Source organism: Streptomyces sp. NPDC101776 (assembly GCF_044766845.1).
In the GTDB taxonomy this organism is placed as follows: Bacteria; Actinomycetota; Actinomycetes; order Streptomycetales; family Streptomycetaceae; genus Streptomyces.
Window position 1 is genome coordinate 23,269 of sequence record NZ_JBIWMV010000016.1, and the last position, 26,225, is coordinate 49,493.

The window sequence follows — 26,225 nt, forward strand, 5'->3', positions numbered from 1 at the left end:
ACCGCCTGCTGTAACCCTGCTGTGGCTGAAAAGGCTAGCGGCTCAGTCCGCGAAGTCGATCCGGCGCAGCACGTCCGCCGCGTCCCGGTCCAGGAGGACCGCCGAGTGCACGCCCCGGGGCAGGTCACCGCGCTCCACCGAGCGCAGCAGCCGGGCGGCGGCCCTGCGGTGGCGCAGGAACGCGTACCGCGAGACTCCGCGCCCGCGCTCGCGCTGGCCGCCGAGCGCGGTGTCCGGGCTGACGTCGAGGAACACCAGGTGCAGCGCGCCGCCCCGGCGCCCGGCGGCGCGGGCCAGCCAGCCGCGCACCCAGGTCTGCGTACCGCAGTCGTGCACGACGGCGCCGGACGCGGAGCGCAGCGCGCGGCGCAGTCCGGCGTAGTGCGCGAGGCGGACCAGGGGGCGGTAGACCGCGTACGGGAGGGCCGTCGGCATGCGGGACATACGGGCGTCCCAGCGGTCCCGGGTGTCCTGGCTGTCGACGCGGGCGCCGTCGCCGGTCACCGCGCGCCGCATCAGCGTGGACTTGCCGCTGCCGGGCAGGCCGGTGACCACCACCAGGTCGCGGGCGCCGAAGCGCAGACCGTGCGGACTGTGGCCGGCCCGCTCGCGGAGGTCGCGGACGGTCGGTACCGGGCGGGCCGTGCATGCCTCCCTGGCCGGGGCCGAGGGCTGCTTCGGCAGCGCTACGGCCGAGGTCGTGGCGTACACCGTGGTCCTTGTCACCGTGATCGTCCTCCCTGCGGGGTCAGGAAAGGTTCTCCCCACTGAACGTAAAGAGAAGGTAATGCACGGTGTCTCGCGGTTCCGTTCGCTTCCGGCCACAGGCCTGTTACAAAGCCTGTGCGATGATGTGCCCGCCAACTGCATACCGGCCGCTTGAATCCGCGCGGGAGAGTCCCCAGTCGTACGACATCGGTCGTAGGGCGTCTGGGGCGCCGAAGGAGCAAGTCCCTCCCTTGAATCTCTCAGGCCCCGTTACCGCGCGGGCGAGGCACATCTGAAAAGCGGACCCCCGTTCCCGGTGGTCCCACCCAAGGTGCAACCCATGGCCCGCGCGGTCATGGCGAACCTCTCAGGTCCCGATGACAGATGGGGAGGAACGACCTCGCCGTCATGCCTTGGGAGACCGACCGATGAGCAGTACCGCCACCCCTGAGAAGCGCCGCACCGCGCTCGACGCGCTGCACCGCTCGCTCGGTGCGACGATGACCGACTTCGCCGGCTGGGACATGCCGTTGCGCTACGGCTCGGAGCGCGACGAGCATCTCGCCGTCCGCACGAGGGCCGGCCTCTTCGACCTCTCCCACATGGGCGAGATCACGGTCACCGGACCGCAGGCGGCCCACCTGCTGAACTACGCGCTCGTCGGCAACATCGCCTCCGTGGGCGTCGGCCGGGCCCGCTACACCATGATCTGCCAGGCCGACGGCGGGATTCTCGACGACCTGATCGTCTACCGGCTCGCGGACACCTCCTACATGGTCGTCGCCAACGCGTCCAACGCGCAGATTGTCCTGGACTCGCTGGTGGAGCGGGCCGCGGGCTTCGACGCGGTCGTCCGCGACGACCGTGACGCGTACGCGCTGCTCGCCGTCCAGGGCCCCGAGTCCCCCGGCATCCTCGCCTCGCTCACGGACGCCGACCTCGACGGCCTGAAGTACTACGCCGGTCTGCCCGGCACGGTCGCGGGCGTCCCCGCGCTGATCGCCCGCACCGGCTACACCGGCGAGGACGGCTTCGAACTGTTCGTCTCCCCCGGTGACGCCGAGAAGCTGTGGCTGGCACTGACCGAGGCGGGCGCGGCGGCCGGGCTGATCCCGTGCGGCCTCTCCTGCCGCGACACCCTGCGCCTGGAGGCCGGGATGCCGCTGTACGGCCACGAGCTGTCGACCTCGCTGACCCCGTTCGACGCGGGGCTCGGCCGGGTCGTGAAGTTCGAGAAGGACGGCGACTTCGTCGGGCGTACGGCTCTTGAGGCCGCCGCCGAGCGCGCCGCCTCGCAGCCGCCGCGCGTCCTGGTCGGGCTCGTCGCCGAGGGCCGCCGGGTCCCACGCGCCGGGTTCTCCGTCGTCGCCGACGGCCGGGTGATCGGCGAGGTCACCTCCGGAGCCCCCTCCCCCACGCTGGGCAAGCCCATCGCCATGGCGTACGTCGACGCCGCGCACTCGGCGCCGGGCACGGCCGGTGTCGGCGTGGACATCCGGGGCAGTCACGAGCCCTACGAGGTCGTGGCGCTGCCGTTCTACAAGCGCGAGAAGTGACAGTCGTCGTAGCGTCGCGTCCGTGACCGGGGCTGATCGCCCCTGTTCGGCGATGCCCTCCGCAGTCCCCTCTTCATCAGCACTCCCCCGCGTACAGGAGAATTCAGGCCATGAGCAACCCCACGCATCTGCGGTACAGCAAGGAACACGAGTGGCTGACGGACGCCGTCGACGGCGTCTCGACGGTCGGTATCACGGAGCACGCGGCCAACGCGCTCGGTGACGTCGTCTACGTCCAGCTCCCGGAGGTCGGCGCGACCGTGACCGCGGGCGAGTCCTGCGGCGAGCTGGAGTCGACCAAGTCGGTGTCGGACCTGTACGCGCCGGTCACCGGTGAGGTCGTGGAGGTCAACGCGGCCGTCGTGGACGAGCCCGCGCTGGTCAACTCCGAGCCGTTCGAGGGCGGTTGGCTCTTCAAGGTACGGACCGCGGACGAGCCGGGCGACCTGCTGTCCGCCGACGAGTACGCCGCCTTCACCGGCGCCTGAGGAGTCGTAGTCCCCATGTCTGTTCTGAACACGCCCCTGCACGAGCTCGACCCGGACATCGCCGCCGCGGTCGACGCCGAGCTGCGCCGGCAGCAGTCCACGCTGGAGATGATCGCCTCGGAGAACTTCGCTCCGGTCGCGGTCATGGAGGCGCAGGGCTCGGTCCTCACCAACAAGTACGCCGAGGGCTATCCGGGCCGTCGTTACTACGGCGGCTGCGAGCACGTCGACGTCGCCGAGCAGATCGCGATCGACCGGGTCAAGGAGCTGTTCGGCGCCGAGTACGCCAATGTGCAGCCCCACTCGGGCGCCTCGGCGAACCAGGCCGCGCTGTTCGCGCTGGCCCAGCCCGGCGACACGATCCTCGGCATGGACCTGGCGCACGGCGGCCACCTCACCCACGGGATGCGGCTGAACTTCTCCGGCAAGCAGTTCGACGTGGTCGCCTATCACGTGGACACGCGGACCGGTCTCGTCGACATGGCCGGGGTCGAGAAGCTCGCCAAGGAGCACCGCCCGAAGGTGATCATCGCGGGCTGGTCGGCGTACCCGCGCCAGCTGGACTTCGCGGAGTTCCGCCGGATCGCGGACGAGGTCGAGGCGTATCTGTGGGTCGACATGGCGCACTTCGCGGGCCTGGTGGCGGCCGGCCTCCACCCGAACCCCGTCCCCTACGCGGACGTCGTCACGTCCACCACCCACAAGACTCTGGGCGGCCCGCGCGGCGGGATCATCCTCGCCAAGCAGGCCTTCGCGAAGAAGCTCAACTCGTCCGTCTTCCCCGGCTTCCAGGGCGGTCCGCTGGAGCATGTGATCGCCGCGAAGGCGGTCTCCTTCAAGGTCGCCGCGGGCGAGGACTTCAAGGAGCGGCAGCGGCGTACCGTGGAGGGTGCGCGGCTGCTGGCCGAGCGCCTGGTGCGGGACGACGTGAAGGCCGCAGGGGTCGATGTGCTGTCCGGTGGTACGGACGTGCACCTGGTCCTGGTCGACCTGCGGAACTCCGAGCTGGACGGTCAGCAGGCCGAGGACCGGCTCCACGAGGTCGGCATCACGGTCAACCGGAACGCCGTCCCGAACGACCCGCGGCCCCCGATGGTGACGTCGGGCCTGCGCATCGGTACGCCGGCGCTGGCGACCCGCGGCTTCTCGGCCGAGGACTTCGCCGAGGTCGCGGACGTCATCGCGAAGACGCTTCTGCCGTCGTACGACGTGGCGGGTCTGAAGGCCCGCGTCACCGCGCTGGCGGAGAAGTACCCGCTGTACCCCGGGCTGTAGTCGGCCCGTCCGGCCGTAGTCGGCCACCGGGGGCGCCGCGCACACTGGGAGGTGTGCGCGGACCCCCACCCCTTGCACCACCTTGCTTGTCCTGCGCGTTCTGAGGAGTCACCGTGGCCATCTCGGTCTTCGACCTGTTCTCGATCGGCATCGGCCCGTCCAGCTCCCACACGGTCGGCCCGATGCGGGCGGCCCGTATGTTCGCGCTCCGGCTGCGCAACGAGGAACTGCTCGGCTCCGTCGCCTCCGTCCGCACCGAGCTGTACGGCTCGCTCGGCGCGACCGGCCACGGGCACGGCACGCCGAAAGCGGTGCTGCTGGGCCTGGAGGGCGAGTCGCCGCGCTCGGTGGACGTGGAGGGGGCCGACGAACGGGTGGAGCAGATCAAGGAGTCGGGCCGCATCCGTCTCCTCGGCGAGCACGACATCCCGTTCTCCTTCGACAACGACCTGAAACTGCACCGCCGTAAAACGCTGCCGTACCACGCGAACGGCATGACGCTGTGGGCGTACGACGCGGCGGGCACCGAACTGCTGGCCAAGACGTACTACTCGGTGGGCGGCGGGTTCGTCGTGGACGAGGAGGCGGTGGGCGCCGACCGCATCAAGCTGGACGACACGGTCCTCAAGTACCCCTTCCGCACCGGCGACGAGCTGCTGCGCCTCACCCAGGAGACCGGCCTGTCGATCTCCGCGCTGATGCTGGAGAACGAGCGGGCCTGGCGTACGGAGGACGAGATCCGGGCCGGGCTGCTGGAGATCTGGGGTGTCATGCGGGCGTGCGTCTCGCGGGGCATGTCCCGGGAGGGCATCCTGCCCGGCGGACTCCGGGTCCGCCGCAGGGCGGCCATGTCGGCACGCCAACTCCGGGCGGAGGGCGACCCGTTGGCGCACGCGATGGAGTGGATCACGCTCTACGCGATGGCGGTGAACGAGGAGAACGCGGCGGGCGGCCGAGTCGTCACGGCCCCGACCAACGGCGCGGCCGGCATCATCCCGGCCGTCCTGCACTACTACATCAACTTCGTGCCCGGCGCCGACGAGGAGGGCGTCGTCCGCTTCATGCTCGCCGCCGGCGCCATCGGCATGCTCTTCAAGGAGAACGCCTCCATCTCCGGCGCCGAGGTCGGCTGCCAGGGCGAGGTCGGCTCGGCGTGCTCGATGGCGGCGGGCGCGCTGGCCGAGGTCCTCGGCGGTTCTCCCGAACAGGTCGAGAACGCGGCGGAGATCGGCATGGAACACAACCTCGGCCTCACGTGCGACCCCGTCGGCGGCCTCGTCCAGATCCCCTGCATCGAACGCAACGGCATGGCCGCGGTGAAGGCGGTCACGGCGGCGCGGATGGCGATGCGGGGGGACGGGTCGCACAAGGTGTCCCTCGACAAGGTCATCAAGACGATGAAGGAGACGGGGGCGGACATGAGCGTGAAGTACAAGGAGACGGCTCGGGGCGGGCTTGCGGTGAACATCATCGAGTGTTGAGGGATGCGCCCTGAGCAGCGCGTTCTTGTCTTTCGGCGCTGTCAGGGCTTTCCCTGCTTACGCGGCGGAAAATCCCCGAAAAGTCCCTGGGACAGGCTTGAAAGTCCCCGAAAAATCCCCAGGAAGTCCCACGGGATGTGCGTCTGACCTGGGGGTCCGCAACACCCTCGATCACTACCCTTCTTTACCAGGGCCGCCGACAGCCGCCAGGATGTATCAAATCGATCCCCCGACACCACCGGAGGGGTACCATTCGATACATGAGTGCTGCGGAGAACTCGCGTCTGGAGCAGCGGCTGGCAGGCCTGCCCCCCACGTTCACGACGGCACAAGCACGTCAGGCCCTGCTCTCCCCCCGTGATCTGACGTCCTTGGTCGCGGCGGGAGAGATAGACGAACTATCCCGGGGGGTCTACCGACGGGCAGACGCACCAGAGACAGCGCACGCCGATCTGCTGGCCGTGTGCGCGCGGGCTCCGCGTGCCGTGGTGTGCGGTGAGTCCGCCCTGGCCCTGCATGAACTTGTCGACGACATCCCTGCAGCGGTACACATCGCCGTGCCGCGCGGTACACGCCGCCCCACAATTTCCTACCCGCAGACCGTAGTGGCGCAGTACGCCCCGACTACCTTCGCCCTCGGCGTCGAACGATTCGAAGCAGCCCCAGGAGAAACCATCCCCGTGTACAACGCCGCCCGCAGCGTCGTCGACGCGATGCGCCACCGCAGCCGCATCGGCGAGACCCTCGCCCTGTCCGCGCTCGGCCGCTATCTGCGCCAGGGCGGACGCCGTAACGTCGGCGAACTCCAGGAAGTCGCACGCGAGTTGGGTGCTCTCTCCGTCATCCGCCCTGCCGTTGAGGCGGTACTCGCCTGATGGCCAACCCCACGCGTGACACCACCGCCGGTCGCGTCTACAACGACCTTCGCAACCTGGCTCGCCGCGCCAGCCGGTCCACGGACGAGATCATGGTCGAGTACGTCCTCGAACGCTTCCTCTACCGCTTGGCCGCATCGCACCTCGGCCGGGAACACTTCGTCCTCAAGGGCGGCCTACTCCTCGCCCAGTTCGGCGCACGCCGGATGACCCGCGACATCGACATCCTCGGCCGCTCGTTCCCTGGCACCGAAACCGAGATCGTCCACAGGATCGCGGCCATCGCCGCTACCGAGATCGACGACGGAGTCGTATTCGATCCCGCGACGCTCAAGACCGTGCCCATCCGCGAGGAGGACGAGTACCACGGCCTGCGCCTGTCGATGGCCGCCTCCATCGCCCGAGCACGACTCAAGCTCCAACTCGACGTCAGCTTCGGGGACCCGGTCACTCCCGGCCCCCGGACCATTGACTACCCACAGCAGCTCACGACGGACAGCTTCCAGCTCCTCGGCTACCCACTCGCCACCGTCATCGCCGAGAAGCTCTCCACCGCCGTCTCACTCGGCGACCTCAACACCCGCGACCGCGACTACGGCGACCTCTACCGCCTGCTCACCCTCAACGACCTCGACGGCCAGGAACTCACCGCCGCGCTGACCGCCACCGCCGCACATCGGGGTATCACCCTGAAACCCCTCAGCACCGCCGTCAGCGACCTCGGCGAACGTCGCCAGACCTCGTACGCCGCCTGGCGCCGTCGGCAAGGTCTCGCTGCAACCGGCTACCCCGAACGCTTCACCGACGTCGTCCGGCAGGTCACCGCCTTCGCCGACGTACTCCTCAACGGCGACGCCGCCGAGCGCACATGGAGTGCCGCGACCCTCACCTGGTCGTGAACCGGGCCCGGCCGACCAGTTCCTTCGGGATTCGAACCCGAGACCTACGCGTTACGAGATCGCCAGAGCGGTGCCCCGGGCTTACCGAGCATCACCGTTTTCCACGTCTGCGCAGGTCAGGAGACATGAAAGTATCCGGGCCGTGTTGATCGTTCACGGCGTTTCACTGTCCTTCCGGACCCATCTTGGGCCCAGAGGGGCCCTGCCAGCGGGCTGTCCCGGCTCCAGCCGGGCGGGCCTCCAGCTGAGGCTCGGGAGGCAAAGGGGAATCCGGCGCACTTGCATGGCGAATCGAGTAGGAGGCAGGCGCTCGCCCGTCCCGGCAGGGATGCCGTGCCAGGGGCCTGGTGCAGATGTGTAGCGGCTGGGTCTAAAACACGGCCTAGTCCAACGCATCCCCTGAGCTGGGGTGTTGCGACGACACTGGACGCCGTCGACAGTCGCGGTACTCAGTCAAGCGCGATGGCGGTCCACGACACCGGTGGCAGTTCGACGGTGAGCACGCCGTCGGCGAGCTTCGCGGTCGTGTTCGGGACCGGGGTCACGCGGTTCTGTTCCGCGAGCGTGTTCTTGGCGTACACGTCGGCGTCGGCGAGCGTGACCGCCTCTGTGACGTGCGTCGAGCCGAGGCTCCGGACGTCGATCGTGACCAGCGCGGGCTCGTGCAGGTCGCGGTTGACGAGGAAGACCGCGGCCCGGTCCTCGTCGGCGGTGGCGACGGCGTCGATGACGGATGCCTCACCGTGGCGTGCGGTGTCGTACACCGGTGCCTGGATCAGGGGCCGGATCACCTCGCCGGAGGCGAGCCGGCTCGTGATCGAGAACGGGTGGAAGGTGGTCTGCCGCCAGGCGGGGCCGCCGGGCTCGGTCATAATCGGCGCGATCACGTTGACGAGTTGCGCGAGCGATGCGGAGGTGACGCGGTCGCTGTGCTTGAGGAGGGTCATCAGCAGGTTGCCGACGACGACGGCGTCCGCCACCGAGTAGACGTCCTCCAACTGCCGGGGGGCGTGCCGCCACTCGTCGTTGACCTCGTCGGACTCGTGGTGCTCCTTCTGGTACCAGACGTTCCACTCGTCGAACGAGATGTTGATCTTCTTGCTGGAGCGCTTCTTGTAGCCCACGTGGTCGGCGGTCGCGACGACGGTGTCGATGAAGTAGTCCATGTCGGTCGCCGAGGCGAGGAAGGAGCCGAGGTCGCCGTCGTGCTCCTGGTAGTAGGCGTGGCAGGAGACGTAGTCGACGTGGTCGTAGGTGTGCTCCAGCACCATGCGTTCCCAGTCGCCGAAGGTCGGCATGCCGGACCCGGAGGAGCCGCAGGCGACGAGTTCGAGGTCTTTGTCGGCCATCTTCATCGCGGCGGCGGTACGGGCGGCGATCTTGCCGTAGTCGTCGGCCGTCAGGAAGCCGGTCTGCCACGGCCCGTCCATCTCGTTGCCGAGGCACCACATGCGCACGTTGTGCGGTTCCGGGCTGCCGTTGGCGATACGCAGATCCGACAGCGCCGTACCGGACGGGTGGTTGGCGTACTCGATCGAGCAGGTCCAGGGCGGGCTGGATGCCCCGCGTGCCGAGGTTCACCGCGAGCATCAGTTCGGAGTCGGTGAGCTTGAGCTAGCGGGCGAACTCGTCCAGGCCGACCTGGTTCGACTCCAGCGAGTGCCAGGCGAGGTCGCGGCGCACCGGGCGCTTGTCACGCGGGCCGACCGAGTCCTCCCAGCGGAACCCGGAGACGAAGTTGCCGCCTGGGTAGCGGATGGTCGTGCTGCCGAGCTCCCTGACGAGCGCGACGACGTCCATGCGGAACCCTTCGTCGTTCGCGCTCGGGTGTTCCGGCTCGTAGAGCCCGGTGTACACGCAGCGGCCAAGGTGTTCGACGAACGAGCCGAAGGTACGGCGCCGGACGGGGGCGATGACGGCCCGCCTGTCGAGTTCGATGTGGGCGCGGGGCAATGCGGTAGTCCTTTGCAGTGCGGGACGGGGTGGGCAGCGGACGTGCTATTTGACGGCGCCTGCGGTCAGGCCCTTGCGCCAGAACCGCTGGAGGCTGATGAAGGCGACGAGCAGGGGGATCAGCGACAGGAACGCACCGGTGATCGGCAGCAGCGGCGGGACTCCGCTGGCGAACTCCGCGCGCCACTGCACCAGGCCCACCGTGACGGGCTGCAGTGAGGAGGAGTTGAGCATGAGCGAGGGCAGCAGGTAGTTGTTCCAGATGCCGACGAACTGGAACAGGAAGACGGTCACCAGTGCCGGGGACATCAGCGGCAGGGCGATCCGGAAGAAGGTGCGCTGTTCGCCTGCTCCGTCGAGCCGTGCGGCCTCAAGGAGTTCGTCCGGGACGGACGCCGCGGCGAAGATCCGGCACAGGTAGACGCCGAACGGGCTGACACAGCTGGGCAGCAGAACCGACCAGTAGGAGTTGGTGATGTCGAGCTTGGCCATGAGCAGGAACAACGGCAGGGCGAACATCGGCGCCGGGATGAGAACCGAGGCCAGGACGACGTTGAACACGCTTTCCCGGCCGCGGAAGCTGAACTTGGACAGCGCGTAGCCGCCCATCGCGGACAGCAGGGTGCCGACGGTGGCGCCGACGAAGCTGTACAGCGCGCTGTTGGCGAGCCAGGTGGGGTAGATGCCGCCCTCGAAGGTGAACACGTCTCTGACGTTGGTGACCAGGTCGAAGTGAGAGAACCACAGCGGCGTACCGGTGTAGAGGTAGCCCGAGGCCTTGGTCGCGGAGACGAACAGCCACCACAGCGGGATCATGGTGTACAGGGCCATCAGGCCCAGCATGCCGTTGACGACGACCTTGCTCGCCATGTCCGTGCCGCGGCGGGCCGGTCGAGTCGGTCGGCCGACCGAGATCACGCTCATGCCATCGCTCCCTTGCGCTGGTTGTACTTGAGAAAGCCGAACGAGAGCACGAGGGTGATCACCGCGAGCACGACGGACTGGGCGGCGGCCAGGTTCTGGCCGCCCACGTCCATGCCCAGGGTCGCGTTCATGATCGGGGAGAACTTCGGGTCGACGCCCGGGATGCGCGCACTGACCAGCACCGCCGGCTCGGTGTACAGCTGCGCCGTCCCGATGATGGAGAAGATCGTGGTCAGTACCAGCGCGGGACGTACCAGCGGGATCTTCACCGCCCACGCCAGGCGCCATCCGGTGCAGCCGTCGAGCGCGGCGGCCTCCATCACCTCCGCCGGGATCGTCTGCAGCGCGGAGTAGATGATCAGCATGTTGTAGCCGGTCCAGCCCCACGTGATCATGTTCCCGATCGAGAACGGGACCCACGACGGCGACAGGAAGTCGACGTCGATCCCGAGGTGGGACAGCGGTCCGGTGAACGGCGAGAGGTCTTTCGCCAGGAGGAAGGACCACATCAACGCGGCGATCGCACCCGGCAGCGCGTAGGGCAGGAAGAACGTGAGCCGGTAGGTCTTCCGCAGCCGGGCCGAGCGGGAGTCGAGCAGGAGCGCGAGCAGGAGGGCCAGGCCGAGCATGACCGGGACCTGGACGCAGCCCAGCAGCACGACCCGGACGATCGACGCGGTGAAGTCGTGGTCGCTGAAGGCGGCGGCGTAGTTGGACAGTCCCGCGAACTCCGTGGACTGCGCACCGCCGAACAGCCCGCTGCGGTGGACGGTGAAGAAGCTCTGGTAGATCGCGTAACAGATCGGCGCGACCATCATGGTCAGGAAGAGCACCGCGAACGGCGCCAGGAAACCCGACGCGGTCAACGCGGTACGGCGGCCTGCGCGCCGACGCCGACCGGCAGGGGAGTTGCGGGGGGTGACCGCGGGCACGGACCGCGGCGGTGACGCGGTGTCGGTGCTGCTGGGACTGCTCATGGAGACCTCGCTGGGCGGTTCGTCGTCAGGGAGCGGGTCCCCGCGGCGCCGGGTACCGGCGGCCGCGGGAACTCTTCGGGGCGGCTGGGGTCCCGCTGCCTCAGCCGTTGGTCACCGACAGTCCGAGCTTCTTGATCGCGGCGACCGTCGAGGCCTGGACCTCGGTGACCGCGTCCGGCAGGGTGCCCTTGCCCATGGCGCCGGTGAGGTCCGTCTGGACCTGCTGATAGGTCGGGCCGTTGGTCCAGGTGCTGGGCACCTGCGCGGCGGAGGCCTTGTACACGTCGCCGACCTTCTGGCCGCCGAAGTACGGGTCACCTCCCGTGAGCGACGGGTCTTCCTGTCCGGCCTTCGACGCCGGGTACAGCCCGCTTTCGATGCCCGTCTTCACGGCCTGCGGGTCACTGGACATGAAATCGGCGAACTTCGCGGCTTCGTCGGGCGTCTTGCACCCGCTCATGACCGAGGTGGCCGAGCCGCCGTTGCTGGAGCTCTTGCCGTCGCCGGCCGCCCAGGTCGGCATCGGGGCGACCCGCCACTTGCCGGACAGGCCCTTCAGGTCGGACTTCAGGCCGCCGGCGGCCCAGGACGCGTTGACGAACGTCAGCACCTTGCCGGCGGTGGCGGCCTTGTCGAACTTCGGGTCCCAGGCGTTGCCGGACTTCTGCACCAGGCCCTTGTCCTTCAGGCCCTCCCAGAACTCGGCGACCTTGCGGGTGCCGGGGTTGTCGATGCTGACGGTCCAGCTGTCTCCCTTGACCGAGTACCAGGACTGGCCGGTCTGCAGGGTGTAGGCCGCCAGATCGTTGCCCTCGCTGGGCGCGTTGCCGAACTTCACGCTCGGATCGGCGGCGGCGACCTTTTCGGCGTCGGCCTTGTACTCGGCCCAGGTGGCCGGCGGCTTGGTGATGCCGTACTTGGCGAACAGGTCGCTGCGGTAGAAGAGGACCATCGGGCCGACGTCCACCGGGATGCCGTAGATCTTGCCGCCGACGCTGGAGGAGGAGACCGCCGACGGGGCGTACTTGGCCATGTCGGCGCTCGCGTACTTCGTGATGTCCATGACCGTGTTCTTCACGAGCATGGACGGGATGGCCTGGTACTCGATCTGGGCCAGACACGGGCCCTGCCCGGCGGTGATCGCGTTGCTGATCTGGGTGTAGCCGCCCGTGCCGCCCGACGGGATCTTCTTGAAGGTGACCTTGGCGTTCGGGTGGGAGGCGTTCCACTGGTCGACGATCTTCTCGTAGCCGGCCCAGCCCCAGAACTCCATCTTCACCGGCCCGGCCTGGCTCTTCTCCGTGTTGCCGGAGGTGCTCTTGGTGCTGCTGCACGCGCCGAGGCCGGCCACGAGGAGCGCCGCGGTGGTGATCGTCAGGAGTCTGCGGGTGCGTATGGTGGTGCTGTTCATGTGAGGAACCTTCTGTGACAGAGGCGGACTTGCTGGATGGCCGGTGGGCGGGCGGGCTAGGCCCGCCTACCGGCAGGTGCCGAACTCCACGCCGAACGCGGTGGTGACCGCGGCCAGGACGTCCGGTGCCGACGGGCCCGGACCGCAGGCCGCGCTGCCCAGACCGTGGTGCGCGTGGTCGAGGTGCAGATGGAGTCGGCCGTCGAGGACCAGGTCGTGCTGGTGGGCCGCGGCGGCCAGGGCTTCGGTGCTCCAGGGGCGAACGGTCAGGTCGATGACCGGGTCGCCGGTGATGAGCAGGGTGCCGGCCGGGGTGGTGATCCTGGCGCGGCGGACTTGGTGGCGGTTGCCGTTCTCCTGCGGGCGAACCTGAGGGATCTGCATCGCCGAGACGGTCGAGCGGTGGCGGCCGACGCGAGCCGCGGCGCGGGAGTCGCGGTACGCCTCACCGGGACCGGGGCCGAACCACTCGACGTCGGCGTCGGTGCCGGGTAGCGACATCGCTACGCCCAGTCGGGGCAGCGGCATCGGCCACGGGCCGTCGGGGGTGACGACGGTTTCCAGCCGGAGCCGGGCCTGGTCCGCATGCGGCGTGTCGCAGGCCGTCCAGTGGCAGACCACGCCGAGGCCGGACGAGGACCCCGCGGCGGCGAGGCGGGCGATGACCGTGAGTCCCGACACGTCGGGCTCGACACTCAGGACGTCGTGGCGCATCCGGTGCAGTCCGGCGGCGAACCAGGCGTCGGCCTGCGGCTCGCCGAAGGCGTTGAGCAGGTCGTTGTCGATCGGGGCCCGCCAGATGTCCAGCCTGGGGCCGTCGAGCTCCAGGTCACCGAGCCGTGTCAGCGTCCCGGTGCGGGCGTCGAACCGCGCGGGACCCAGTGCGATGTACCCGTCGTGGGCGATCGCCGGTGCCGGGGTGAACGGGACGGGCGAGGCGGCCGAAGCCGCGACCAGTCCCTGGGCCCAGGCGATCTCGTGGCCGGCCCCGGCCCAGGTCTCGTCGGCGGCGAGTGCCGCGGTCACGGTCAGCCACACCTCGTGGCCGGAGTCGTTCTTGCGCGCCGCGTCGAGCGCGGCGCTGACGTCGGCGGGCCATGCGAGGGTTGTCGTCGTACCCGGAGCGGTCGCGGGCACGGTGAGGCCGCCGGAGCCCGTCGGCTCGCCGCCGTCCTCGACGGTCCACCGGAATTCCAGGTAGCCACTGTCGCGGACGTGGTGCAGGTTGTGCACGCTGATCTGCCGCGTCGCCGGGTCGATGCGGATCCGGACCGGTTCGATGACCTTCTTGTACTCGGTCAGGCCAGGCGACGGCGTGCGGTCGGGGAAGAGCAGTCCGTCGGCGACGAAGTTGCCGTCGTGTACCTCTTCGCCGAAGTCGCCGCCGTAGGCGTAGAACGAGTGGGGGTCGTCCTGCCCGGTGAGCCGGACGATCCCGTGGTCGATCCACTCCCAGATGAATCCACCGGCCAGGCGCGGATGTGCCTCGATGACCTGCTGGTACTCGGACAGCCCGCCGGGGCCGGTGCCCATGGCGTGTCCGTACTCGCACAGCACGGCGGGCAGGGCGCGGCGGTGTGCGTCGTCGGCCGGATCAGCTGTAGGTGCCTCCTGGCCGCGTCCCACGGCGGACAGCTCGTCCACGCCGATGTACATACGCGAGTACAGGTCGACGTACGCGCAGCTCGCCCAGTCGCCCTCGTAGTGGATCAGGCGGCTGTCGTCGCGCTGTCGGATCCATGCGGCCGCGGCGGCCAGGTTGGCTCCGGTACCGGACTCGTTCCCCAGCGACCAGACGATGACCGAGGGATGGTTCTTGTCGCGCTCCACCAGCCGCGCGGTCCGGTCCAGGTAGGCCTCGCGCCAGGCGGGGTCGTCGCTGGGGTTGCGCCGCCAGCCGCCGGGTTCGAAGCCGTGCGTCTCCAGGTCGCCCTCGCAGAACACCCACAGACCGTGCTCGTCGCACAGGTCCAGGAAACGGTGGTCGGGCGGGTAGTGGCTGGTGCGTACCGCGTTGATGTTGTGCTGCTTCATGAGCAGCACGTCGGTCAGCATGGTGTCCTCGGTCAGGGTCCGCCCCGTCAGCGGATGCCATTCGTGGCGGTTGACGCCCCGCAGGGAGATCGGCCTGCCGTTCGCGGTCAGGACGCCGTCCGCGACGGCCACGGTGCGGAAGCCGATGCGCAGCGGTATCCGCTCCCCGGCTTCGCAGACCAGTTCCCCCGCATAGAGGCGCGGCTGCTCGTCCGACCAGGGCTCGACGCCGTCGATCATGTGCGGGCCGGCCGGATCGGCGGCGGATATGCCGAGCTCGGGCACCGACAGGAACACCCGGGCAGGGGCGGTGACGTCGATGGCCAGGGTGCCCTGCCCGGTCGTGTGGTCGTAGGCGGCGTGGACGAAGAAGTCCTCGACGCCGCGGGCGGCCACGGACACCGACCGGAAGATCCCGGACAACCACCACATGTCCTGGTCCTCCAGGTAGCTGCCGGACGACCACTGGTGCACGCGCACCGCGAGTACGTTCCGGCCGGGCCGCAGAGCGGCAGAGACATCGAACTCGGTGGCCAGCCGGCTGCCTTTGCCGTCGCCGAGCCGGATCCCGTTGACCCACACCGCGAACGCGGAGTCGACGCCCTCGAACCGGAGCACCGCGGCCGATGCCGGGAACCTGTCCGGTACGTCGAACTCGCGGCGGTACTCGCCGGTCGGGTTCTCCCGGGGGACCCGCGGTGGGTCGACCGGGAACGGGTAGAGGATGTTGGTGTAAGCGGGCGTGCCGTAGCGCGGCTCGCCGGGCAGGCCGTTCATCTGCCAGCAGGACGGTACGGCGAGCAGGTCCCAGGAGGTGTCGTCGAAGTCCGGCGCGGCGAAGTCCCCGGTGAGGTCGTCCAGCCCTGACGCCAGCCGGAATCTCCAGTCGCCGTCGAGCGCGATCGTGGGCAGGCCGGTGGCGAACGCGGCGCGCGGCCGCAGCCGTCCGGTGCCCGGCGACCGGTCTTCGACGTAGGCGTCGGAGTCGAGGTCTTTCATCAGTGGAGGTGCTTTCTCTCGGAACTCGTGACGGTGACGGCCGGGGGCGAGGCAGGATCGGCCGTCGCCTCACAGGGGTCGTGCGCAGGTCCGGTCACAGGGGTGGTGTGCAGGTCTACCCGCGCGCCGGTGGTGGGCCGCTGCTGTCCCGGATGGTCAGGGTCGAGCGCAGCAGTGTCAGTACGTTGGTCGGCGGCCGGCCGGAGTCGACGGCGCGCAGCAGCAGTTCGACGGCCTGCTGCGCCATCTCCCGCTTCGGGAAGGTGACCGTGGTCAGCGCCGGCTTGATCTGTCCGACCTGGGCGATGTCGTCGAAGCCGACGATGCTGATGTCGTCGGGGACCCGCCGTCCCGACCGGACGACCGCCTCTATGGCACCGACGGCCAGGATGTCGTGCGTGGCGAAGATCGCCGTGACGTCCGGGTCGGCCTCCAGCGCCGCGGAGCTCGCGGCGAATCCGCCCGCCGCGTCGTCTCTGGTGCAGGCGAACACCTGGCGGTCGTCGATGGTCAGCCCGTCGTCGGCGAACGCCCGGCGCAACCCACGTACCCGCGGCGAGTGCGCGGGGAGATCGGCGATCACCGCGACGTTCCGGTGGCCGAGATCCCGCAGGTAGCGTCCGGCCAGTAACCCGGCGTGCTCGTAGTCGATGGACACCACGGGCAGCGTGGTGGGCGCGTCTCCCTCCCAGGCGCACAGCACGACGGGGAAGGCGGCCTCGACGAGCATCGGCAACTGTTGTTCGACGGCGTTGTCCCCGGCGACCAGCAGTGCGTCCACCGAACGCGCGGCGAGGTTCTCCAGGTGGACCCGGGTGTAGTCGGGGTCGTCGCGGGTCGTGGCAAGCAGCAGGTTGTACCCATGGCCGACCAGCACGTTCTCCACCTCCTCGACCACTTCCGAATAGAACGCGTTGGCCACCCGCGGCACGAACAGGCCCACGGTCGAGGTGCTGCCGGTCCTCAGTGAGCGCGCCACCAGGTTCGGCTTGTAGCCGAGTTCGGAGATCGCCTTGTTCACCTTCGCCAGGGTCTCCGGCCGTACCTTTTTGCCGGACACCACATTGGAGACGGTCTGCTTGGTGACTCCCGCCCTCGTGGCCACATCCGCCATCGTCACCACGTCGACTCCCAAAACTTTTATCGATCCACGAAAGTGGCGTCACTGTAGGGCGACTGTCCCAGCAGGGCAAGGCCTCGCGTCGCGGCCGTGATCCAGCCGTTACAGAGCATGGCGAGGGCATGATCAGTGGGTAGGGGGTGTTTCCGCGACTTGGCGTGCACGGAGCATTGACGGTTTCGGAAATGCGGCAGTAACGTCCCCGCCACGCCACTTCCATGGATCGATCCACGAAGTGGGGCCCCCTGGCCCACCGCGCGCAACAACACTCGATGTCACCTCGCGCTCCCGCGCTCGGTGCGTCGGGGTGGTCCTCTCGGTCGCGACGGCCACGGCCGCGCTCCGGCCGCGGCGTCACGCATGCTCCGCGCCCCCTCCAGCAGGCGGCCAGCGCCTGAACAGACCTGGAGAGGTCTCGTCCTAGGAGAGACAGACATGACCAGACCAGCCGGCGGCGACGCCGACCCGAACCCCGCCCCGGCGCGCCGCGGCTCGCGGGTGAAACGCCTCATCGCGGCCGCTGCCGGCGCCACCATCGCGGCGGCGAGCCTCATGCTCACCAGCATCGCCCCCGCACACGCCGCCACCACCGTCCACACCTACGCAGCGACGGGCGTGGGAGGCGGTACGACGACGTCCCCGGACCAGGCGTCCACCAAGTACCAGGTGCAAGTCGCCGGCACGCCCGTCCAGGCTGTGCGGTACACCGCGAACCGCAACAACTTCGACATCGCGCGCTTCGCGTCGGACTCCCGGACACCGACGATCACGGTCACGCTGCCCAGCACCACGATCGACACGGTGCACGTCTACCCGGAACGCTACTACCCGTCCAGCAGCATCTCGGTGAGCACGGACAAGCACACCCTGACGTTCCAGATGTCAGCCGCCGCCGGGTTGAACCAAGCGATCGTGATGGTCAACGGCGACTCGACCAGCGTGACGGGACAGCCCTACCTGGCGGTCATCAACGACCCTCTGGAAGACCCGGCGCAGCGTCCGGACACCACGAGCGCACCGGACGGTTCCGGCGTCAACCTGCAGACCGGTGTCCTCAACTTCCAGCAGTTCGCGGTGAAGTACCTCGCGGCACACCCGAACAGCACGGCGCAGCAGGCTCCCGCGGCGACGACGAGCTCCATGGCCGGCAAGACCGTCAACGGCACCGCCATACCCGCCGGTCAGAAGAGCTCGGCCGGGACCCTGGTGAGCGCGAGCAGCACCAATGTGCGGTACCCGAATGTGCGGGTCATGGCCGCCGACGACGTCACGTTCGCCCTGAAGGCCGCCATCGACACCATCAAAGCCAACCCCACGGCGCTCAACACGCTCTACTTCCCGAACGGCACATACGTGTCGTCCGGTCTCCTGGTCAACGGCGTGGACGGCAGCAAGCTCAAGGGCGGCAAGCTGAAGATCTACACCGGTGAAGGGGCCCTGCTGAAGAACCGCATCCAGGGGTTCATGGAGGCGTTCGAGCCGGCGGCCGGGATCATCAACTCGAGCAACATCGAAATCGACGGCCGCGGCATCATCGACGGCAACGGCGTGGCGAACTACCGCATGGACTCGCACGACGCCTACCGCAGCGTGCACCAGGGCGGCGTCATGGTCATGCACTCGTCGGACATCACGTTCAACGAAACCTACCTGCGCGACTCGAAGCAGTGGAACTGGGAGACCCACACCGCCAAGAGGGTGACGTTCAACAACATCAAGGGCCTCACCCCGTACCCCCAGCCGTGGATCGACGGGACGGACTTCGCGAGCGGCCAGGACATCACCGCCAACGGCGTCTTCACCCTCGGCAACGACGACGCGTTCGCCTCCGGCCACTACAACCCCAGCGACGGATTCACCCCGATGGCCTCCAGTGTGTGGGGCAACTTCGCGCTCGGCACCGCCACCCCCGACATCCAGGGCTATGCCAACGCGGTGGGTGCCCACGACGCCGTCGCCGACGAGCTCGGGTTCGACAGCTACCACTGGGACAACGCGGACTCGAAGAACATATCGGTCAGCGACACGCTGAGCTGGTCCTCTGGTGCCGGCAACTCGATCCGCATCGGCTGGAGTTCGTGGGGATACAAACTCAACAACTACACGTTCGACAACTTCAACTCCATCTCGCAGGGGGCCGGCGGCATCTTCACGCAGAACAGCCCCAAGCCGTACCCGCGCATCTCGAGCATCGTGATCAAGAACAGCTCGTTCGACACCTCCCGGTACCCGTCGGGACCGATCAGGCTCAACGGCGGCAACGGATCCACCCAGACCATCACCGCCGACGACCAGGCGACCTACGGGTTCGCCGCCAACCCCGACGGTTCGGGCACCACGTACACGTACACCAAGACCCCGATCAGCACCTTCAAGCTCGACAACGTGTGGTTCTCGCAGCAGGAGACGAGCAGCCCGTTGAACGGCACCACGAACGTGACGCTGAACAACCTCAGCGTCGCGAACCAACCCGTCGAATACACCAGCCAGTTCCCGCTGGCGCCGAGCGGGATCGGCACGCTGACCACCACCTACACGGACGCGAACGGCCAGACCCGGAACGTCAAGCCCGGCTCCCTCACCAACGGCGAAACCTGGGTGGGTGCGTGGACCGGTGACCAGACCAAGAACAACTCCTCCGACCTGACCCTCATCACCCGCAACACCGGCGTCGGACTGGTGGGCGAGCAGTACACCACAGGGTCCGGTGACGGAAAGCTCTCCTACATCCAGTTCCCCCTCAGCAGCCTCACCAGGGCACCGAGCCAGGCGACACTCCATCTCACCTACGTCGGCCACCGCTATGCGACGGTCCCGTCGACCGACACCGACCAACTCCTCGTGCAACCCGTCACCGACACCACCTGCACCGGCGGCGGTACGTCCTGCCCGGTCTCCACGATGACCTGGCAGAACCGGCCGAGCTTCACCGCCACGACCTCCTCCGTCGCCAAGTCGGCCACCTTCAACCTCGGTTCGACCGTCGTCGCCGAGGGCAGCGGGAACCACCAGGCCAACCCCGTGGACGGCCGCGACATCACCGTCGACATCACCTCCTTCGTCCAGAACGCCTACACGGCAGGTCAGTCCACGCTCCTGCTCGCCGTCGGCAACGCGGGGGGCACCAACCACGAGCTGCGCTTCGTCAGCTCCGAAGGCGCCATCGGCTCCGGGAAGCTCACCAACGGGACCGCCGAAATGGCACCCGGGGTGACCGTGACCCCGTAGACCCCTTCGCGGCCGGTCCGTCCCCTTGGGGGCAGGCCGGCCGCAACCGTCCGTCTCCGCCGTCCACCGCTGTGGACGACCTCATCTGGTTCGCCTGGTCGGCGTCCTGGACGAAAACGGCCACGAGGTCGTCCGCCGTGCCCCCACCCGAAACGAGCACGAGGCCATCACCTCGACCAGCATCAACGACATCACCCGCGACGTCACCATCTTGATGGGGCCGCCACTACTCCGGGACGGCCAACCAGCCAGATCACCGACTTCTCAAACACGGCCCAAAGAGGCGTTTTGTCCCGGCAAGGTGGGAGTGTCGTTAAATTGACACACCCTCTGTTAGGACCTCTAAGACCTTCGCAGCGAGTGGAAGTCCAGGCCGTCGTCCAAACCGAGGGCCTCGCGGTATGCCTTGAAACGGGAGTTGATCCGCTGGCAGCCGATCCGCAGGCCCCGCTCGGACGGCCAGGCGGCCGGATTGCCGTCGATCCCGAACTGGGGCCGGACCTCGGTGAACCACTCGTCCAGGACGTCAGGGGTCCAGTCGAACACCGTGAGTACTCCGCGGCGCTTGGGCGGCGAGCCCTTCTTGGCCTTTCCGAACCGCACCTGGCACCGGCCGAACTCGCCGAACTCGACCCCGTGCGGATTCCGGCCGAAGTCGGCCGCGTCGAGCATCCGTGTCTCGTTGCGCCGGGTTCCGTAGGCGTAGGCGGTCTTGAAGACGGTGGCGTCGCGGAACGCAGGCAGCCAGCCCTTGCGGCCAAGTGAGCGGATGCGGGCGACCTCGTCGTCGCAGTGGGCGAAGAAGGCATGCAGTTCAGCCTTGGTGAACGCGCGCTTCTTCGGGTCGGACCCGTTGTCCTGGACGTGCACCGCAGTGTTCCACTCGCGTACCACCTGGACCGGGTGAGTGCCGAAACGCTCCTCGCAGGTCGCGGTCCATTCATAGAGAGGGTCGGTCACGAAGTGGCAGAAGGACCGGACCGCCTCGGAGTACGACCGGATCGTCGAGCGCTTCAGATCGCGCAGTGAGCGCAGGTCACCAAGCCATTCGTCGACCATCGCCGGCGTCCAGTTCCACGGGTAGGTGTTCACGTACGCGATGAACGCCTTCACTGTGTTCTCCCGGCCTTCCACGGTCGTGCGGGCCAGGTTCCGCGCCAGCTGCTGATTGGCGAACCCGGTCAGCATCGCCGTGAAGACCTGTTCCTCTGGCTGCAGCAGCGCGACCCCGTCCACCAGGAGCAGTCTCGCCGCACCTGGTATCGGCCCGTTGGTCCCCACTGGTCCACCACTCTCCGTGACTCGCATCAGATGCGAGAAAACCGCATCCCATGCGAGTCGCCAGAGGACCCGCAGGTCAGCCCCCTGGGTATGTAGCAACAGGCCCCCGCCGCCCGCTATCGTCACCGGTAATGCAGGCGCCCAACTCCACAGAGCCACACGGCGTTTGATGCCCTGTCTGGGACCGGTTCGCATACCGTCGCCAATTCGCATCTGATGCAATTGGCGGCAGTCGGAACATCCAGCCAGGCAGTCCCGGTGCGGAACTTCCACACGAACCCGTTCAGGACCCCTCGGTCGTCCAGTCGCTGGCGTCAGTGTCGAGCGAACCGGCGCAGGGCGTCGAGTACGGGCGGCGCGAGCGTGTCCGGGTGGTCGGCGTCGTGCAGCAGATGGTCCACTCCCGGCAGCGTCACTCGGCCCGGTCCACCGGCATGCGCGTGACGCAGGGCGGTCGTCAGGGCGTTCGTTGTGATGCAGGGGACCTGGGCGTCGTTCGTGCCGCACGTCAGCAGCACCTTGGTTCCCGGCCGGAGCGCGGCGGCGGTGTCCGGTGGGTAGACGGCGTCATCGCTCAGCACGAACCGGGCGTTGGGGCCTTGGAACGCCTCGAAGAGCCGGGCGATCGCGGCGGGCAGGTCGGTGGCGTCGACCGGTCGGTGTTCGCGCAGGGAGGCGACGGCAGCGTCGACGGCCTCGTTGACCGCGTGTTGCTGCTCCGGGGTGAACTGGCCCTGCCGGGTCGCTTCGGCGATCTGGGCCTTGAGTTGGAGCGCGACCAGGTCCAGCATGCGGATCGCCTGCGGTTGCAGCAGCACCAGGCCGGCCGGGCGCGGGCGGACGGTGCCACCCAGCAGCAGTCCCGTCATCGCGCCCTCGCTGTGCCCGACGAGCAGCAGTTCGTGCGGGTCGGTCTCCGGCTGATCGCGCAATGCCATGTAGGCGGCCCGTGCCTGGCGGACGAATGCTGGGTAGTCGAGTCCTTCCGGGTGGTCCCGGTAGGCGCCGAGTCCGGTGCGGCCTGTGCCGTACTTGTCGAACCGCAGCGTGGCGATTCCGTCCCCGTCGAGCGCGTCGGCCAACTGTGCCAGGGTGTCTGGTGAGGATGCGGGCGGTTGGTTGCCGTCGCGGTCGGTGGGTCCGCTGCCGGGCAGGAGCAGTGCCGCCCGCAGCCGTTGCCCGGCATGATGCTCGGGAACGTGCAGGGTGCCGTACACGATTGTACCGTCGGCCGTGAAGACGACCTCGCGGTCAGTGGCAGGGACAAGACCGGGCGTCGCCTCAGCCGGGGTGGCGGTGACGACGGCCAGTGCCATCAAAGCCGCTGCCAAGTGGCGAAACATTGGCCTACCTCCTTTCAGACCAGGGCGTTTTCGACCAGGGCAACCGTCGCGCGGGGGTCGTCGACCTGGACGATCAGGCGTGCGTACTTCTCGTCGGCGAGTTCGACCACGACGGCCTTCGACGGATCCCTGACGTCCCAGAAGACCTTCTCACCATGCTGACGGAAGGTGCCCGCGGTGATCACACCGGGGACGTGGGAGCCCGCCGTTCGGATCCCCTTGGGTTCGGCGGCGATACCGGGGTCGGCGGTCGCGCCGCGGACGTTGGCGAGCGGGATGGTCAGACTGCCCTTGAAGGACCAGAGCTTGTCGAGACCCTCGATCTCGACCACGAGGTCGTCGCCGTCGATACGTATCAGTGCCATGTCGGGTTCCTTTTTCAGGTGAGAGGGCCGAGGTGTTGTGTCAGCGCGGTGGCGACGCCTGCGGGGTTGCCGCGCAGGATGATGCCCAGCGCGGCGGCGGTGAGGGCGGCGGCCAGGTCGGCGGGAACGCCGAGCGCGTCGGCGATCGCCTGGTCGACGGCGGCCAACGCGGCCTTCACCTCGCCGGCGACCTCCTCGTCGACCGGTGCGCGTTCGACCGCCGCGAGGAGGAGCAGGCGGAGGTCGGCCGTCGTGACGAGGCGCAGCGCGTCCGCGGTGTCCGATGCGCCGGCGAGGGCGTCGAGCAAGGGACGGACGTCGTCGGCGAGATGGCGGCGCAGAGCGATCAGGTAGAGGCCGCGTTTGCTGCCGAACGTCTTGTACAGGCTGTTGCGGTGCACGCCGAGGTGGCTGACGAGGTCATCGACGGACACGCCGTCATACGCACGCCCGCCGAACAGATCCACGGCGGCGCGCACCGCTTCGTCCTCGTCGAATGCTCTTGGCCTGCCCATGACCGCCACACTAGACAGTTGGGGAACGATCAGTCAAGAACGATCGTTCCTTAATCTCCGATCCCTTCAAGGCCCGGTCTTCCAGCAGTTGCGGGACAGTCTCCAGACTGCTGTGCCGTGTCGAGCCGCTTGAGGGAGTACTTCCTCGTTCGATTGATTCCTTCCTTGGCGGGTCTCGGAGATCTGGCGGCAGTCATTGCGTTTGAGGCCTGGTTGGGCGTCACGAGAGCTTTTGCCGGGCGGGGGCGGCCTGCTCGGTCGTGACGACGAGGACTTCGCCATCCGGACGGCCACCACTCGCCTCAGCAAGGCCGGCCAGCCCTTCATCCGCTGGTCGATTCGCATCCGATCGCCGTTGACAACCACCCGCGCACCCCTCCATCATCATTCCACTAATCGAGTAGTGAAATGGTGGTGGCAATCGTGGAGTTCCGCATCAACAGGCGGAGCGGAGTCCCCGCCTTCCAGCAGATCGTGCAGCAGACCAAGCAGGCCCTGCGGCTGGGCGTACTGGTGCCGGGCGACCGGCTGCCGACCGCCAAGGACGTCGCCGAGGTCAGCGCGGTCAACCCGAACACCACCCTCAAGGCGTACCGCGAGCTGGAGCGTGAGGGCCTGGTCGAACCGCGACCCGGCCAGGGCACGTTCGTACGCCGAACGCTGGCCCGCCCCTCGGCAAGCACCGACTCGCCGCTGTACGGGGAGCTGGTGGCGTGGGTGTCCCGGGCGGCCGAGGCGGGTCTGGAGCAGGAGGACGTGGCCGCGTTGGTCGCCTCGGCCATGGAGAAGCAGTACGCCGCCGGTACGGAGACGGCGGCCACGACAACTAGGAGCACTGGTGAGTGACGGTATGTACGCGGGGGAGTCGGCACTTGAGGCGTACGGCCTGGGGATGCGCTACCGCCGGGGATGGGCACTGAAGGACTGTTCCTTCCGGCTCCCGGCGGGACGGATCTGCGGGCTGGTCGGTCCCAACGGGGCGGGCAAGACCACGCTGCTGAGCATCATGGCCCACGTCCTGGAGCCGACGGAGGGCAGGCTCAGCGGGTTCGGCGCGGCACCGGGCTCGGTGGACTCGGGGCGCACCTCGTTCCTCGCCCAGGAGAAGCCCCTGTTCCGCCGGTTCACCGTGGCTGAGACCCTGCGGCTGGGGCAGGAACTGAACCCCGGCTGGGACCAGCGCGCCGCCGAGGACATCGTCCGCGCGGGCAATGTGCCCTTCGACGCGAAGATCGGCGCCCTGTCCGGCGGCCAGCGCACCCGCGTCGCCCTCGCCGTCGCCCTCGGCAAGCACCCCGACCTGCTGCTGCTCGACGAGCCGATGTCGGACCTCGACCCGGTCGCGCGCCAGGAACTGATGGGCACCATCCTCGCCGAGACTGCCGAGCACGGCACCACCGTCTTGATGTCCACCCACGTCCTGGCCGAACTGGAGAGCGTGTGCGACTACCTGGTCGTCCTCTCCGACGGCGGAGTACGCCTCGCCGGAGACGTGGACGAGCTGCTGTCCGTACACACCATGGTCACCGGCACCAAGGACGGCGAGGGCCTGCCCGCCTCCCTCGCGTACCACCCCCTCGTCGAGTCCCGGATCAGCGGCCGGCAGTTCACCGCCCTGATCCGCCCCGATGACCCGGCCACCGGTCCCTGGGAGACGGACGGCCCGACCATGGAAGAACTCCTGCTCGCCTATCTCCGCTCACCCGACGCACCATCTCTGATCACCCCCACCGCCCAGGTCCAGGACCAGGCGTACAACACCCGGACGGTGGCAGCATGAGCTCTCTCACCAGCACCTCGACGACGACCAATTCCACGGCCCCGGGCACCACGGGCACCGGCCGACTCCCCCGACTCCCCCAGCCCTTCAAGGGCATGACCTGGCTGGTCTGGCGCCAGCACCGGGCCGCGTTCTGGACCATCCTCGGCGCCTCCGCGCTCGCCGTGGCGTACATCGTCTTCCAGCGCTCCCAGCTGCATACCGCCGGGTACGACTCCACGTCCACGGGACTCCGGCTGATGCCGATCCTGCTCGGTGTCTTCCTCGGTGCCCCGCTGTTCGCCGGCGACCTGGAGAACGGCACCGCCAAGCTGGTCGTCACCCAGTCCGTGAGCCGGACTCGCTGGCTGACCACGAAACTGGCCCTGACCGCGCTGGTGGTCGTGGTCAGCACGGTCGCGCTGTCGGTCGGGTTCGGGTGGTGGTGGAACCTCTACGACGAGTCCACGGGCTCGGAGTGGACCTCCGGACCCATCTTCAACAACACGGGGCCTGTGCCCGTCGCCCTTGCCCTCTTCTCCGTCTTCGGCGGGGTGGCGATCGGCGTGGTGCTGCGCCGCACGCTGGTGGCCATGGTGGTCACCCTCGGTTTCACCGTCGTCGTCCAGATTGCCTGGTCCCACTTCCTGGCGCACTTCCTGCTGTCGCTCGCCAACGTCGTCACGATCACGACGAACAACGGCGTCTCGTTCCAACACGTGATGCCGACGCTGCCCCCAGGCGCGCACCAGGTGAACTGGTCGAACCCCCCGTACATCACCGGCGACGGGAAACTCCTCGGCTGGAGCACCTGCAATGAAGCACAGACGGAACAGGCGCATGACCTGTGCATGAAGAAGGCCGATGTCGTCGGCTGGTCGGTCGACTACCTGCCGGTCTCCCAGATGAACGGCCTGCAGTGGTTCGGCGCGTCGATCCTGCTGGTCCTGACGGCCACTGTCACGGTGTTCCTCTTCTTCTGGGGCCGTAAGCGCCTCGCCTGAGAGCCGCTCCCGGTCTGTGCGGGAGCTGGG

At 68.6% G+C, this 26,225-nt stretch carries 20 protein-coding genes, 1 pseudogene and 1 riboswitch; of the genes and pseudogenes, 10 read left to right on the plus strand and 11 right to left on the minus strand.

All coding sequences use genetic code 11. The annotated features are described in order from the left end of the window. Positions 1 to 42 precede the first annotated feature (42 nt). Positions 43 to 732 (minus strand): AAA family ATPase, encoded by a 690-nt coding sequence (locus ACIRRY_RS36475; protein WP_403981999.1) that lies wholly within the window; start codon positions 730 to 732, stop codon positions 43 to 45. Positions 733 to 880: 148 nt separating this feature from the next. Next, a riboswitch (glycine riboswitch) is annotated at positions 881 to 994 on the plus strand. Between the two features lie 142 nt (positions 995 to 1,136). Between ACIRRY_RS36475 and gcvT the strand changes: the two genes are divergently transcribed. From gcvT to ACIRRY_RS36505, 6 genes are all read left to right on the plus strand, one after another. Then, the gene (gcvT, locus tag ACIRRY_RS36480; protein ID WP_403981553.1) at positions 1,137 to 2,264 is read left to right on the plus strand and encodes a glycine cleavage system aminomethyltransferase GcvT; all 1,128 of its coding nucleotides are present in this window, start codon (positions 1,137 to 1,139) and stop codon (positions 2,262 to 2,264) included. Positions 2,265 to 2,374: 110 nt separating this feature from the next. After that, positions 2,375 to 2,752 carry a glycine cleavage system protein GcvH gene (gene gcvH / locus ACIRRY_RS36485; RefSeq protein WP_403981556.1) on the plus strand — a complete coding sequence of 126 codons (378 nt, stop codon included), beginning with the start codon at positions 2,375 to 2,377 and terminating at the stop codon, positions 2,750 to 2,752. Between the two features lie 15 nt (positions 2,753 to 2,767). Next, positions 2,768 to 4,027 (plus strand): serine hydroxymethyltransferase, encoded by a 1,260-nt coding sequence (gene glyA, locus ACIRRY_RS36490; protein WP_403981558.1) that lies wholly within the window; start codon positions 2,768 to 2,770, stop codon positions 4,025 to 4,027. Between the two features lie 113 nt (positions 4,028 to 4,140). Next, positions 4,141 to 5,508, plus strand: coding sequence for an L-serine ammonia-lyase (locus ACIRRY_RS36495; RefSeq protein WP_403981561.1), 1,368 nt, complete (start codon positions 4,141 to 4,143; stop codon positions 5,506 to 5,508). A 260-nt stretch (positions 5,509 to 5,768) separates the two neighbouring features. Further along, entirely contained in the window at positions 5,769 to 6,383 is a 615-nt protein-coding gene (locus ACIRRY_RS36500) for a type IV toxin-antitoxin system AbiEi family antitoxin domain-containing protein (protein ID WP_403981564.1), read from the plus strand. Beyond that, positions 6,383 to 7,282 carry a nucleotidyl transferase AbiEii/AbiGii toxin family protein gene (locus ACIRRY_RS36505; protein ID WP_403981567.1) on the plus strand — a complete coding sequence of 300 codons (900 nt, stop codon included), beginning with the start codon at positions 6,383 to 6,385 and terminating at the stop codon, positions 7,280 to 7,282. The genes ACIRRY_RS36500 and ACIRRY_RS36505 overlap by 1 nt, the downstream gene beginning before the upstream one ends. A gap of 449 nt (positions 7,283 to 7,731) precedes the next feature. Here the strand turns inward: ACIRRY_RS36505 and ACIRRY_RS36510 are convergent. From ACIRRY_RS36510 to ACIRRY_RS36535, 6 genes and pseudogenes are all read right to left on the minus strand, one after another. Further along, positions 7,732 to 9,235 (minus strand): annotated as a pseudogene (locus tag ACIRRY_RS36510) (alpha-N-arabinofuranosidase). A 45-nt stretch (positions 9,236 to 9,280) separates the two neighbouring features. Next, positions 9,281 to 10,159 (minus strand): carbohydrate ABC transporter permease, encoded by an 879-nt coding sequence (locus ACIRRY_RS36515; RefSeq protein ID WP_403981570.1) that lies wholly within the window; start codon positions 10,157 to 10,159, stop codon positions 9,281 to 9,283. Next, complete coding sequence (locus tag ACIRRY_RS36520; protein ID WP_403981573.1) at positions 10,156 to 11,136, minus strand: carbohydrate ABC transporter permease; 981 nt, start codon at positions 11,134 to 11,136, stop codon at positions 10,156 to 10,158. Before ACIRRY_RS36520 ends, ACIRRY_RS36515 begins: the two co-directional genes overlap by 4 nt. A gap of 100 nt (positions 11,137 to 11,236) precedes the next feature. Then, the gene (locus tag ACIRRY_RS36525; RefSeq protein WP_403981575.1) at positions 11,237 to 12,547 is read right to left on the minus strand and encodes an ABC transporter substrate-binding protein; all 1,311 of its coding nucleotides are present in this window, start codon (positions 12,545 to 12,547) and stop codon (positions 11,237 to 11,239) included. A 66-nt stretch (positions 12,548 to 12,613) separates the two neighbouring features. Then, positions 12,614 to 15,580 carry a glycoside hydrolase family 2 TIM barrel-domain containing protein gene (locus ACIRRY_RS36530; RefSeq protein WP_403981578.1) on the minus strand — a complete coding sequence of 989 codons (2,967 nt, stop codon included), beginning with the start codon at positions 15,578 to 15,580 and terminating at the stop codon, positions 12,614 to 12,616. A 115-nt stretch (positions 15,581 to 15,695) separates the two neighbouring features. Beyond that, positions 15,696 to 16,694, minus strand: coding sequence for a LacI family DNA-binding transcriptional regulator (locus tag ACIRRY_RS36535; RefSeq protein ID WP_403982001.1), 999 nt, complete (start codon positions 16,692 to 16,694; stop codon positions 15,696 to 15,698). A 441-nt stretch (positions 16,695 to 17,135) separates the two neighbouring features. Between ACIRRY_RS36535 and ACIRRY_RS36540 the strand changes: the two genes are divergently transcribed. Beyond that, complete coding sequence (locus ACIRRY_RS36540; protein ID WP_403981580.1) at positions 17,136 to 19,928, plus strand: DNRLRE domain-containing protein; 2,793 nt, start codon at positions 17,136 to 17,138, stop codon at positions 19,926 to 19,928. Between the two features lie 342 nt (positions 19,929 to 20,270). On the opposite strand, the gene ACIRRY_RS36545 is transcribed toward ACIRRY_RS36540, so the two are convergent. From ACIRRY_RS36545 to ACIRRY_RS36560, 4 genes are all read right to left on the minus strand, one after another. Next, on the minus strand, positions 20,271 to 21,164 hold the full coding sequence (locus tag ACIRRY_RS36545; RefSeq protein ID WP_403981582.1) for a tyrosine-type recombinase/integrase: 894 nt from the start codon (positions 21,162 to 21,164) through the stop codon (positions 20,271 to 20,273). Positions 21,165 to 21,523: 359 nt separating this feature from the next. Then, complete coding sequence (locus ACIRRY_RS36550) at positions 21,524 to 22,552, minus strand: alpha/beta hydrolase (protein WP_403981584.1); 1,029 nt, start codon at positions 22,550 to 22,552, stop codon at positions 21,524 to 21,526. A gap of 14 nt (positions 22,553 to 22,566) precedes the next feature. Next, a complete protein-coding gene (locus ACIRRY_RS36555; protein WP_403981586.1) occupies positions 22,567 to 22,917 on the minus strand; it encodes a hypothetical protein in 351 nt (116 codons plus the stop codon). Between the two features lie 14 nt (positions 22,918 to 22,931). Then, positions 22,932 to 23,432 carry a TetR/AcrR family transcriptional regulator gene (locus ACIRRY_RS36560; protein ID WP_403981589.1) on the minus strand — a complete coding sequence of 167 codons (501 nt, stop codon included), beginning with the start codon at positions 23,430 to 23,432 and terminating at the stop codon, positions 22,932 to 22,934. A gap of 408 nt (positions 23,433 to 23,840) precedes the next feature. Between ACIRRY_RS36560 and ACIRRY_RS36565 the strand changes: the two genes are divergently transcribed. The 3 genes from ACIRRY_RS36565 to ACIRRY_RS36575 are packed head-to-tail and all read left to right on the plus strand — an operon-like array spanning position 23,841 to position 26,195. Beyond that, positions 23,841 to 24,278: a GntR family transcriptional regulator gene (locus ACIRRY_RS36565; protein ID WP_403981592.1), complete on the plus strand. Its 438-nt coding sequence runs from the start codon at positions 23,841 to 23,843 to the stop codon at positions 24,276 to 24,278. A gap of 4 nt (positions 24,279 to 24,282) precedes the next feature. Continuing rightward, a complete protein-coding gene (locus ACIRRY_RS36570; RefSeq protein ID WP_403982003.1) occupies positions 24,283 to 25,212 on the plus strand; it encodes an ABC transporter ATP-binding protein in 930 nt (309 codons plus the stop codon). Further along, a complete protein-coding gene (locus ACIRRY_RS36575; protein ID WP_403981595.1) occupies positions 25,209 to 26,195 on the plus strand; it encodes an ABC transporter permease in 987 nt (328 codons plus the stop codon). Before ACIRRY_RS36570 ends, ACIRRY_RS36575 begins: the two co-directional genes overlap by 4 nt. Positions 26,196 to 26,225: the final 30 nt, after the last annotated feature.

Bases quoted from the DNA above. Each gene is read 5' to 3' on its own strand.
- gcvT (WP_403981553.1), top strand. From the start codon at position 1,137: ATGAGCAGTACCGCCACCCCTGAGAAGCGCCGCACCGCGCTCGACGCG.
- gcvH (WP_403981556.1), top strand. From the start codon at position 2,375: ATGAGCAACCCCACGCATCTGCGGTACAGCAAGGAACACGAGTGGCTG.
- glyA (WP_403981558.1), top strand. From the start codon at position 2,768: ATGTCTGTTCTGAACACGCCCCTGCACGAGCTCGACCCGGACATCGCC.
- ACIRRY_RS36500 (WP_403981564.1), top strand. From the start codon at position 5,769: ATGAGTGCTGCGGAGAACTCGCGTCTGGAGCAGCGGCTGGCAGGCCTG.
- ACIRRY_RS36505 (WP_403981567.1), top strand. From the start codon at position 6,383: ATGGCCAACCCCACGCGTGACACCACCGCCGGTCGCGTCTACAACGAC.
- ACIRRY_RS36515 (WP_403981570.1), bottom strand. From the start codon at position 10,159: ATGAGCGTGATCTCGGTCGGCCGACCGACTCGACCGGCCCGCCGCGGC.
- ACIRRY_RS36520 (WP_403981573.1), bottom strand. From the start codon at position 11,136: ATGAGCAGTCCCAGCAGCACCGACACCGCGTCACCGCCGCGGTCCGTG.
- ACIRRY_RS36525 (WP_403981575.1), bottom strand. From the start codon at position 12,547: ATGAACAGCACCACCATACGCACCCGCAGACTCCTGACGATCACCACC.
- ACIRRY_RS36530 (WP_403981578.1), bottom strand. From the start codon at position 15,580: ATGAAAGACCTCGACTCCGACGCCTACGTCGAAGACCGGTCGCCGGGC.
- ACIRRY_RS36535 (WP_403982001.1), bottom strand. From the start codon at position 16,694: ATGGCGGATGTGGCCACGAGGGCGGGAGTCACCAAGCAGACCGTCTCC.
- ACIRRY_RS36540 (WP_403981580.1), top strand. From the start codon at position 17,136: ATGACCAGACCAGCCGGCGGCGACGCCGACCCGAACCCCGCCCCGGCG.
- ACIRRY_RS36550 (WP_403981584.1), bottom strand. From the start codon at position 22,552: ATGTTTCGCCACTTGGCAGCGGCTTTGATGGCACTGGCCGTCGTCACC.
- ACIRRY_RS36555 (WP_403981586.1), bottom strand. From the start codon at position 22,917: ATGGCACTGATACGTATCGACGGCGACGACCTCGTGGTCGAGATCGAG.
- ACIRRY_RS36560 (WP_403981589.1), bottom strand. From the start codon at position 23,432: ATGGGCAGGCCAAGAGCATTCGACGAGGACGAAGCGGTGCGCGCCGCC.
- ACIRRY_RS36565 (WP_403981592.1), top strand. From the start codon at position 23,841: ATGGTGGTGGCAATCGTGGAGTTCCGCATCAACAGGCGGAGCGGAGTC.
- ACIRRY_RS36570 (WP_403982003.1), top strand. From the start codon at position 24,283: ATGTACGCGGGGGAGTCGGCACTTGAGGCGTACGGCCTGGGGATGCGC.
- ACIRRY_RS36575 (WP_403981595.1), top strand. From the start codon at position 25,209: ATGAGCTCTCTCACCAGCACCTCGACGACGACCAATTCCACGGCCCCG.